Consider the following 10,705-nt stretch of genomic DNA (forward strand, 5'->3'; position numbering starts at 1 on the left):
CTGGCATTAGGGCAAGCCCCCTCCCACAAAAGCCCCCTCCCACATTTGGATTGGGTGGTGTCAGTAATGATTGATTAGAAATCCACAGTGGCCGACACCTGCAACGTCCGCGGATACCCCGGCGAAAACGCGCCATACGACGCCACACCCGACCAATATTCCCGGTCAAACACGTTCTGCACCGTGGCGCGGAACGTGGTCGGTCGCCCTTCGATCTTCGTCACATAGCGCGCCCCCGCATCGATGCGCGTCCACGAATCCAGCTCCTGGGTATTGGCCTGGTTCACATACTGGCTGTCGGTATAGATCGCCCCGCCGGTCAGGGTAAAACCTTCGACCCACGGCGTGTCCCACTCGGCCCACAGGTTGGCCTGGATATCCGGCACGCCCACCGGTTTGTTGCCACGGTTGGCCGCTGTGGCGGACTTGGTCAGCTCACCATCAAGGAAGGTCACCCCACCCATCAAGCGCGTGCCCGGCGCCACTTCGCCAAACACGCTCAGCTCAACGCCACGGTTACGCTGCTCGGCCTGCACCGAATACACATTATCAGCGCCGACTTCACCGCTGGGTTTGGTGATCTGGAACAACGCCACGCTGGTCATGAACGTGCCGTGCTCATACTTCACGCCCAGTTCGTGTTGCTTGGACTCATAGGGCGCGAAGGTCTCACCGGCGTTGCTCGCCGTACCCGGCGCCGCATCTCCTTTGCTCAACCCCTCGACGTAGTTGTAGTACAGCGATACGTCGTCCCAAGGCTTGACCACCACCCCCAACAACGGCGTATTGGCACTGGCGTCATAGCGCGAGCTGACCCCACCCGCAGCGTTGTAGTTACGCGACTCGATGGACTGGTGACGCATCCCCAAGGTCAGCTGAACACGATCATCCAAAAAGCCCAGCGTGTCGCTCAGCGCTACGCCAGACAGCTCCGTTTCGGAAATACGCAGTACCTTGGGCGTGTTGATGTATTGCTTGGGGCGGTCCACCGGGTGGTAGATATTCGAAAGGATCTCGGTGCCGTTGTTGATACCCCGCGACAGTTCATCTTCGTAACGGGTGGCCATCAAGGTCGTCAGATGGGTCACCGGGCCGGTGGCGAACAGCCCGCGCAGGCCGACGTCGGCGGTGGAACGGTCGACATTGAACTTGTAGTAGCCGGGAATATTGCTGGTGTCGCCGGCAGCATTGAGGATGCGCGGCACTTGGTCGGACATGCGCTTCACATCCGAGCGGCCGCCACCGGCGTGGGCGAATACGGTGAGGTTGTCGTTCAGGTCATATTCGCCACCCAGCAGCAGCGACTGCTCCTTGGTGTCGGACCAGCCCCACTTTTGCGGCAGGCTGGTGCGGCCATTGGGCGCGGACGGCACCTGCACATTCGGCGCAATCGTGAACGGCCGTGAGGCGCCTTCGTAGCTTTCTTTCTGGCTGAGGTAGTCGAGGTTCAAGCGCAGCCGCTCGCCGCGATAATCCAGGGCGATGGCGCCGATGCCGACGTCGCGGTGCTGATCGTCCACGGCCGTATCGCCGCCCTGCAGGCTGCCGTTGAAGCGCACGCCAAACTGGTGTTCATCACCAAAGCGGCGGCTGATATCCAGGTGGCCGCCGACCTGGCTGTCCGAGGCATAGCTGCCGGTGAAGCGGGTCAAATCCTGCTCCAACGGGCGCTTGGGCACGATATTGATCACCCCGCCCACGCCGCTGTTGGGCGAAATGCCGTACATCAACGCACCCGGTCCCTTGAGCACTTCGATACGTTCGGCATACTCGGTGAACGCCCGGTAGTTGGGCGCCACGCCGTACACGCCGTCATAGGCCAGCTCGCCGAGGTTGCCCTCGCCTATCGCAAAACCACGGATGAAAAACGAGTCGACAATGCCGCCAGTCTGCCCGGTGGAGCGCACCGACGGGTCGCGCTCCAACGCGTCGGCCACGGTGACGGTCTGCAGGTCGGCGAGGGTCTTGGCGGTGTAGCTGGTGACGCTGAACGGCGTGTCCATCACGTCCTTGTTGCCCAGCATGCCCAGGCGTGCGCCTCGGGCAACCTGGCCGCCGGCGAGTACCTCGGGCAAGTCGGTGGGGCCGCTGTAGACCGCGTTGACGTTGGTTTCTTCGAGCGTCAGGGGCTCGTCGACCGCCCAGGCGTTGGTGGCGACCACTAGCAGGGCGGTGTGGATAGCGAGGGTTAACCGGCTGGCAACGGGCATGACGTCGGGGTCCTTTCATCGGCAGAACGTGGGAATTACTGCTGATGCCAGCCGACGCACGAAAAAGTATCAGCCGCCTGCGGTTTTTTTTGCAGGCGTTGCGCTGGCGATGGGTTGTCACTTAGCATTGGGAATACTTCTCAATTGCACAGATCCGCGCCATGAGCGAAACCCACAACAATCCGCACCTGAGCGTGGTCGAAGCCCTGTACAGCGGCCATCACGGCTGGCTGTACGCCACGCTCAAGCGCAAGCTCGGCAACGCCATGGATGCGGCGGACCTGGCCCAGGACACCTTCACCCGTATCCTCGCCTCCCAGGTCACGGTGATCGACCAGCCTCGGGCCTACCTCACCTGTGTGGCCAAGGGCATTCTGGTCAATTGGTACCAGCGCAAGGCCCTGGAACGTGCGTATCTGGAAGCCCTGGCCTGCGTGCCGGCGCACGAGGTGCCGTCGCCGGAAGCGCATTTCGTGGTGCTGGAAACCCTGCATGAAATCGACGCCATGCTCGACTCACTGCCGCCGCTGGTGAAGCGTGCGTTCCTGCTGTCCCAGCTCAACGGCCTCAAGTACCAGGCCATCGCCGAGCAGTTGGGCGTCTCGCTGATCACCGTCAAACGCTATATGAAGCAAGCCTTCGTGCAGTGCCTGATGCTGGTGGACTAGATGCTCAACGCGCCGTTGGCCCCCACCCAAGCCCTCGAAGAAGCCGCCGAATGGCTGATGCGCCTCAGCGAAGGCGACCTGAGCGACAGCGAGCGCGCCGAATGGGAACACTGGAAAACCAGCAGCCCCGAACGCGACCGCGCCTGGGCGCGTGCGCAGTTGCTGCAAAGCAAGCTGGGCGGCCTGCCGCCGTCCCTGGCGATGTCGGCGCTGGACCGTCCTGCCAGTGCGGAGCGTCGTGCGGCGCTGGGCAAGCTGGCCCTGCTGTTGGCGGTAATGCCCATCGGCTGGGGCGGCTGGAAACTAACGGAAACGGCGGATTACAGCACCCGCGTGGGCGAACAACGTGAGCTGGTATTGGCCGATGGTTCACGCATCACCCTCAACACCGACACGGCCATCGATGTGCGCTTCGACAGCCAGCAGCGCCTGGTGCATCTGCGCGAAGGTGAAGTCCTGGTGCAGACCGCACACGACGCGTCCCGTCCGTTTTTGGTCAGTACCCGCCAGGGCCGCATGCAGGCGCTGGGCACGCGCTTTACTGTGCGCGAGTTGGACATGCGCACCCATCTGGCGGTGTTGGAAGGCGCGGTCAAAGTGAGCCTTGCCGACAACAGCCAGACGGCGCCGCTGATTGTCAGTGCCGGGCAGCGTACGGACTTTTCGGCGCAGACGTTTGGGGCGTTGGATACGGCGGACGGCAATGTGGATGCCTGGACCCGTGGGATGTTGATGGCGGACAAGATGCGCCTGGCGGATTTTGTGGCGCAGATGATGCGTTATCGCCGGGGGTTTGTGCGGTGTGATCCGGCGATTGCTGATTTGCGGGTTTCCGGGGCGTTTCCTATCAGTGATAGCCGGCGTGCGTTGGGTATGTTGGTGCAGACGTATCCGGTGATTGTCAGTGGGCATTTGAATGGGTACTGGGTGACGTTGTCGCCTGCCTGAGCAACTTTCAATGGAGGTACATCGCGCCAATGTGGGAGGGGGCTTGCCCCCGATAGCGGCTTATCAGGCGACCGAGCTTATTCGGATGCACACCGCTAAAAATGTGGGAGCGGGCTTGCTCGCGAAAGCTATGGGTTGGGCGCTAGAGGGTTTGGGTCGGAGTACATATCCGTTATTTGGGTAACGACGGCTTATGGTTCCGCTCTTACAGCGGCTCACTTTTGAAGAGCGCAAAAGTAAGCACTGATACTTTTTTCAATTTCAACTGGCTATCCATGGTCTCCCTTTATCTCTCGCCCTCAGGTCGCCCTTTGATGCTTGTGATTCGCAGCGCGCTGTTCAGTCTGGCGTTGACCAGTACGGCCATGGCCGCGCAGTTGGATGCGGTCGCAGTCCGTGCCTACCAGATAGCTCCCGGCCCGCTGGGTGCAACGCTGTCGCGCTTCGCGGTGGAGGCTGGCATTGCCTTGTCCTTCGTCCCTGCCCTGACCGAAGGCCTGACCAGCCCTGGACTGACGGGCAACTATTCGACCCAGGAAGCCGTCACCCGTCTGTTGGCCGATAGTGGGCTGGAGATGGTGTTGCGCAGCGATGGCAGCTACACGCTGGTGCAGCGGCGGGTCACGCTGGAAGACATCACGGTCGGTGGCCTCGAACAGCACACCGACAGCCTGCCGCCAGTGTATTCCGGCGGTCAGGTGGCGACGGGTGGGCGCCTGGGCATGCTCGGCAATACGGACGTGATGGACGCCCCGTTCAGCGTCAGCACCTACACCGCCGCGTTGATCAAGGATCAGCAAGCCATCACGGTCGGCGATCTGCTGGAGCGTGATTCCTCAGTGCGCTCCACCGGGCAGACCGGGGGCATCGTCGATTCGTTTTTTATCCGGGGCTTCCCCGTGGGCGAAGGCAATCTCGGCGAGTTGGCCTTCGACGGCGTGTATGGCGTGGCCTCCAACTACCGGGTGTTCACCGAGTACGCCGAGCGCATCGAAGTGGTCAAGGGCCCCGGCGCGTTGCTTTATGGCATGTCGCCCAACAGCGCCGTGGGTGGCGTGATCAATGTGGTGCCCAAGCGTTCCCTGGACGAAGACCTCACCCGCTACACCGCCAGCTACGCTCAGGACGCGCACGTGGGCAATCGTATTGATATCAGCCGACGCTTTGGCGAAGAGCGGCGCTTTGGCCTGAGGTTCAACGGCGGCGTACAGCAAGGCGACACGGTGATCGACCACCAGGACCGCGAAGTCGATATCGGCGCGCTGTCCCTGGACTACCAGGGCGAACGCCTGCGCACCCGCCTGGACCTGATCGCCCAGGAAGAAACCTTCGACGGCGCCTCCCGCCCCTTCCTGATCGCCACCGGCGTGAAGATCCCCGACGCCGCCAATGGCCGCACCAACGTCAGCCAGGACTGGGGCTGGTCGAGGACGCGGGACAAGTCCGTCCTGCTCAGCGGTGACTATGACCTCACCGACAACCTGACGGTGTTCGCCCACGCCGGCGGCGGCAAGTCGGCGGTCGCGCGCCTATCCGACCAGACCCCGACCATCGTCAACAGCGCGGGTGATACCTCGTCGATCCCCGGCTACTACCGCTTCGAAGTGCAGCGTTACACCGTCGACACCGGCGCGCGCCTGCGCTTCGACACCGGGCCGGTCAGCCACAGCACCGCCGTGCACGTCAGCCGTTATCGCGATGAGTTGTCACGCGGCATTATTTCCGGCGCGCCGGTGCTGTCGAATATCTACCACCCCAGCGAACGCCCCAAGCCGTCGATTGCCAAGCCCGACGCGCCGAAGGTGTCCGCCACCGAACTGAGCGGTGCAGCCATCGCCGACACCCTGTCGGTGTTGGACCAGCGTGTGCAAGTCACCGTGGGCCTGCGCAAACAGCGGATCCAGTCCAACAACTACGACACGGCCGGCCGAGTGACCACGGCCTATGACGACGGCAAGACCACGCCCTTGTTCGGCGTGGTGCTCAAGCCCTGGGAGCGAGTGGCGTTCTACTACAACTACCTCGAAGGCTTGAGCAAGGGCGATGTGGCGCCGTCCAACGCGTCCAACGCCGGCGAGATCTTTGCCCCCTACGTTTCCCGGCAGCATGAAGTCGGCGTCAAGTTCGACGACGGCACCTTTATGACCAGCCTCGCCCTGTTCCAGATCCAAAAGCCCAGCGGTGAACTGGCCGCCGGGCGCTTTGCGGTGCAGGGCGAGCAGCGTAACCGTGGCCTGGAGCTGAGTGTGTTCGGCGAAGTCGCCCAGGGCACCCGCGTGCTCGGCGGTGTGACGCTGCTGGATGCAACGCTGACCCAGGCGGGCATTGCCGCAAACAAGGGCAACACCCCGGTGGGCGTGCCCAAGGTGCAGGCCAACCTGTGGGCCGAGTGGGACATGCCGTGGGTCGAGGGCCTGACGTTGACCAGTGGCGCGATCCATACCGGCAACCAGTACGTCGACCAGGCCAATACCCAACAGCTAGGGCCCTGGACCCGCATCGATGCAGGCGCACGCTACAGCACGCGCATCGCCGAGCGGCCGACCACCTTCCGCGCGACGGTCCAGAACGTGTTTGATCGCGAGTATTGGTCGGGCGTGGCGTCCTATGGGGCGTTTTCACAGGGCTCGCCACGTACCCTGCTGCTGTCGGCCACCGTGGATTTCTAACCCCGGCCCACTGGCCCAATCCTCTTGAATACTTGCCTGATCCTGCGACTTATCGACTAGCGGATAGCGACCCCCTTGCGCCGTGGACTAGAGTTCGACAATAAGCGGCCATCACGTCTTCATAAAAAAGGCCGCACCTACCGTCGATCAGCAGGTGAGCCATGGAACTACGGATTAACCAGACGACCTATCAGGTCGATGCGGACGCAGACACCCCTTTGTTGTGGGTGATCCGCGATGACTTGGGCCTCACCGGCACCAAATACGGCTGCGGCCTGGCCCAGTGCGGGGCGTGCTCGGTGCTGGTGGACGGCAACGTGGTGCGCAGTTGTGTCACACCGGTGGCGGGCGTGGTGGGGCGTGAAATCACCACCATCGAGGCCATCGAGACCGATGAGGTGGGTAAACGTGTGGTCTCCGCCTGGGTCGAGCATCAAGTGGCGCAATGCGGTTACTGCCAGTCCGGGCAGGTGATGGCCGCCACCGCACTGCTCAAGCACACCCCTGCTCCCACCGATGCGCAGATCGACGCGGCGATGGTCAACCTGTGCCGTTGCGGCACGTACAACGCGATCCACACGGCGGTGCACGACCTGGCCAAGCAGGAGGGCGCGTGATGAACAAGCCCATTGATCTGTTCGATGCACCGGTAAACCTGTCGCGCCGACGCTTTCTGGCCAGTACCGCCGTGGGGGCGCTGGTGATTGGCTTCGGTTTGCCGCTGGGCGGGTCCAGGGTCGAGGCGGCCACCAACCCGGTTGCAGAGCGCGGGACGCAAGTGCCGGCCTTTCTGGAGATTCGCCCGGATGGCAGCGTGCGCTTGCTCAGCCCGTTTATGGAAGGCGGCCAAGGCACCCACACCGCCATGGCGCAGATTGTCGGTGAAGAGTTGGATGCAGACCCCGCCACCTTCGTCGTGGAAGCCGCGCCCCCCGGCGAAGCCTATGTGGTGATGGAAAACGGCATGCGCATCACCGGCGGCAGCATGTCGGTGCGCATGAGCTACCCGGTGATGCGGCGCCTGGGCGCCCTGGCGCGCACCATGCTGTTGCAGGCCGGTGCCGAGCAACTGGGTGTGCCAGTGGCCGAACTGAGCACCCAGCCTGGCCGCGTGGTGCATGCCGCCTCGGGCCGCTCGCTGGGTTACGGTGAATTGGCCGGACGTGCCCTGGATATGCCGGTGCCCGACCCGGCCAGCGTGAAGCTGCGCGACCCGAGCCAGTTCCGCTGGATCGGCAAACCGGTCAAGCGCCTGGACGCCTACGACAAATCCACCGGCAAGGCGCTGTACAGCATCGACCAGAAAGTCGACGGCATGCTCCACGCCGCCGTGCAGCACGCGCCGCGCCTGGGCATGACCGTGGGCAGCCTGCGCAACCAGGCACAGGTCGAAGCCATGAAGGGCGTGCACTCCGTCCACCAACTGCCGGGAGCCGTGGCCGTGGTGGCTGAACGCTGGTGGCACGCCAAGCGCGCGGTGGAGGCGATTCAGGTCGAGTGGCTGGAGCCCGGCGCCGACGCGACCGTGCGGGTTATGCCGGCGGACTTCTCCAGTGATGGCTTTCGCAACTTTCTAGCGGCCCAGCTAGCCCCGGCGCGTGACGACGAAAACGAAGGCGATGTCGCCGCCGCGTTGGCTGGCGCCAAGACCACCGTCGAAGCCACCTACCACAACCAATACCTGCACCACGCCCAACTGGAGCCGCCGTCGGCCCTGGCGCGCTTCAACCCCGATGGCTCACTGGACGTGTGGCTGCCCAACCAGGCGCCCGATATGTTCCGCGCCGACATCGCCAAGCGCACCGGCCTGGACCTCGCCAAAATCAACCTGCACTCGCCCTTGCTCGGCGGCTTTTTCGGTCGGCACTTCCTGTATGACTCGGCCAGTCCGTACCCGCAGGCCATTGCGCTGGCCAAGGCGGTGGGACGTCCGGTCAAGCTGATCTGGAGCCGCGAAGAAGAATTCCTGCGCGATGTGCTGCGCCCAGTGGCGGTGGTCAAGTTCCGCGCCGCGCTGGACGCCAAAGGCCTGCCGACTGCCATCGAAGCAGTGAGCGCCACCGAAGGCCCGACCGAAGCCATCGCCGGCAAACAGGGCGAGAAACTCGACCCTACGGCCCTCGAAGGTTTATCGGGCAAGGCCTACGCAATCCCCAACAAACGTATCGCGCAGATCTACGTCAAAGGCCCGGCCATGCTCGGTTACTGGCGTTCGGTGGGCAATTCGCTGAATGACTTTTTCTACGAAGCGTTCCTCGACGAGCTGGCGGACAAAGGCGGCCATGACCCTTACGAGTTGCGCCTGCATTTGCTGCGCGACAACCCACGGCTGACCACCTTGTTACAGGCGGCGGGCGAGTTGTCCGGCGGCTGGAAACGCGGCCCGTACACCGCCGAAGACGGCACCCGTCGCGCACGCGGCGTGGCCATGGCGTCGCCCTTCGGCTCCCACGCGGCGGTGATCGCCGAAGTGTCGATTGAAAGCGGCCAGGTCAAGGTGCATCACATCTGGGAAGCCATCGACCCTGGCAGCATCGTCAACCCGGCGATTGTCGAGGCTCAGGTGAATGGCGCCGTGGCCTTGGGCTTGTCCCAGGCGTTAGTGGAGGAAGCGGTGTACGTAGACGGCAAGCCACGGGCGCGCAACTACGACCTGTACCCGATTTTGCCGCCGTCGCGCATGGCCCAGGTGCATGTGCGGATTGTCGAAAGTGGCGAAAAAATGGGCGGCATTGGCGAACCCCCGTTGCCCGCCGTGGCACCGGCCGTGGCCAATGCGGTGGCGCAATTGACCGGCCAGCGCATCCGCAGCTTGCCGCTGAGCCGCTATACCTTCACTTGACCGACAGAGACCGCCCATGAACAACCCACGATTCGCAAGAACCGCAGGCGGGCTGGTGCTGGCCGGCCTGGTCATCGCCGGCGTGTTGGCCTGGTACGTTACCCGTCAACCCGCGTCACCCCTTGAACCAACGCAACGTGCAGACGCCGCACTGGTCAGTCGCGGCGAGTACGTCGCCCGGCTCAGCGACTGTGTGGCCTGCCATAGCCTGCCGGGCAAAACACCGTTTGCCGGCGGCCTGGAAATGGCCACGCCGCTGGGGGCGATCCATGCCACCAACATCACCCCGGACCGGGAACACGGTATCGGCACCTACAGCCTGGCGGACTTTGATCGCGCCGTGCGTCATGGGGTGGCGCCGGGTGGCCGACGGCTGTACCCGGCGATGCCCTACCCGTCTTATGTGAAGCTCAGCGACGATGATGTACGCGCGCTGTATGCGTTCTTCATGCACGGCGTGCAACCGGCCAGCGAGCCGAATATCCCCAGTGATATCCCGTGGCCGCTCAACCTGCGCTGGCCGATTGCACTGTGGAACGGCGTGTTTGCGCCGAGCGCTGCGTATGCGGCCAAACCGGAACAGGATGCCGTGTGGAACCGCGGCGCCTATATCGTGCAAGGCCCCGGCCACTGCGGCAGTTGCCATACGCCGCGTGGCTTGGCCTTTAACGAGAAGGCACTGGACGAGTCCGGCACACCGTTCCTCAGCGGTGCCCTGCTCGACGGCTGGTACGCCCCCAGCCTGCGCCAGGACCCCAACACCGGCCTGGGCCGCTGGACCGAGCCGCAGATCGTGCAATTCCTCAAGACCGGGCGTAACCAGCATGCGGTGGTGTTCGGCTCGATGACCGAAGCGTTCAACAACTCCACCCAGTTCATGGCTGACGACGACCTGGCGGCGATTGCCCGCTATCTCAAGTCACTGCCGGGCGACCCGCAGCGTGACGGCACGCCTTGGCAATACCAGGCGGCGTCCGCCACTACCCGCCCCGGCGCCCACACGTATGCGACCCGCTGCGCGTCCTGCCACGGCCTGGACGGCAAGGGCCAACCCGAGTGGATGCCACCGCTGGCCGGTGCCACCTCGGCACTCGCCAAGGAAAGCGCCTCGGCGATCAACATTACCCTCAATGGCTCCCAACGCATCGTGGTCGCCGGCGTGCCCGATGCGTACCGCATGCCAGCGTTTCGTGAGCAACTGTCCGACCAGGACATTGCCGAGGTGTTGAGCTATGTGCGCAGTACCTGGGGCAACGGCGGCGGCGCGGTGGATGCACAGGCAGTGGGCAAACTGCGCGGGCATACCGACCCAGCGAGCAGCAGCCCGATCATTTTGCATATGCGCTAGCTGAGTGAACTCGGTCACTG

The 10,705-nt window shown here is 63.9% G+C and carries 7 protein-coding genes; 6 read left to right on the top strand and 1 reads right to left on the bottom strand.

What is annotated here, in order from left to right; all coding sequences use genetic code 11:
* Positions 1-74: 74 nt before the first annotated feature.
* On the bottom strand, positions 75-2,210 hold the full coding sequence (locus DYL61_RS30390; RefSeq protein ID WP_135311450.1) for a TonB-dependent receptor: 2,136 nt from the start codon (positions 2,208-2,210) through the stop codon (positions 75-77).
* Between the two features lie 161 nt (positions 2,211-2,371).
* Between DYL61_RS30390 and DYL61_RS30395 the strand changes: the two genes are divergently transcribed.
* The 6 genes from DYL61_RS30395 (at position 2,372) to DYL61_RS30420 (ending at position 10,685) form a co-directional block, all read left to right on the top strand.
* Complete coding sequence (locus DYL61_RS30395) at positions 2,372-2,878, top strand: sigma-70 family RNA polymerase sigma factor (protein WP_135311451.1); 507 nt, start codon at positions 2,372-2,374, stop codon at positions 2,876-2,878.
* On the top strand, positions 2,879-3,826 hold the full coding sequence (locus tag DYL61_RS30400; RefSeq protein ID WP_135311452.1) for a FecR domain-containing protein: 948 nt from the start codon (positions 2,879-2,881) through the stop codon (positions 3,824-3,826).
* A gap of 314 nt (positions 3,827-4,140) precedes the next feature.
* Positions 4,141-6,495, top strand: a complete 2,355-nt coding sequence (locus DYL61_RS30405; protein ID WP_135311453.1) for a TonB-dependent receptor — start codon at positions 4,141-4,143, stop codon at positions 6,493-6,495.
* Between the two features lie 161 nt (positions 6,496-6,656).
* Positions 6,657-7,112, top strand: a complete 456-nt coding sequence (locus DYL61_RS30410) for a (2Fe-2S)-binding protein (RefSeq protein ID WP_135311454.1) — start codon at positions 6,657-6,659, stop codon at positions 7,110-7,112.
* Positions 7,112-9,337, top strand: a complete 2,226-nt coding sequence (locus tag DYL61_RS30415; protein WP_135311455.1) for a xanthine dehydrogenase family protein molybdopterin-binding subunit — start codon at positions 7,112-7,114, stop codon at positions 9,335-9,337. The genes DYL61_RS30410 and DYL61_RS30415 overlap by 1 nt, the downstream gene beginning before the upstream one ends.
* A 16-nt stretch (positions 9,338-9,353) precedes the next feature.
* A complete protein-coding gene (locus DYL61_RS30420; protein WP_135311456.1) occupies positions 9,354-10,685 on the top strand; it encodes a c-type cytochrome in 1,332 nt (443 codons plus the stop codon).
* Positions 10,686-10,705: the final 20 nt, after the last annotated feature.

The organism is Pseudomonas nabeulensis (assembly GCF_004682045.1).
In the GTDB taxonomy this organism is placed as follows: Bacteria; Pseudomonadota; Gammaproteobacteria; order Pseudomonadales; family Pseudomonadaceae; genus Aquipseudomonas; species Aquipseudomonas nabeulensis.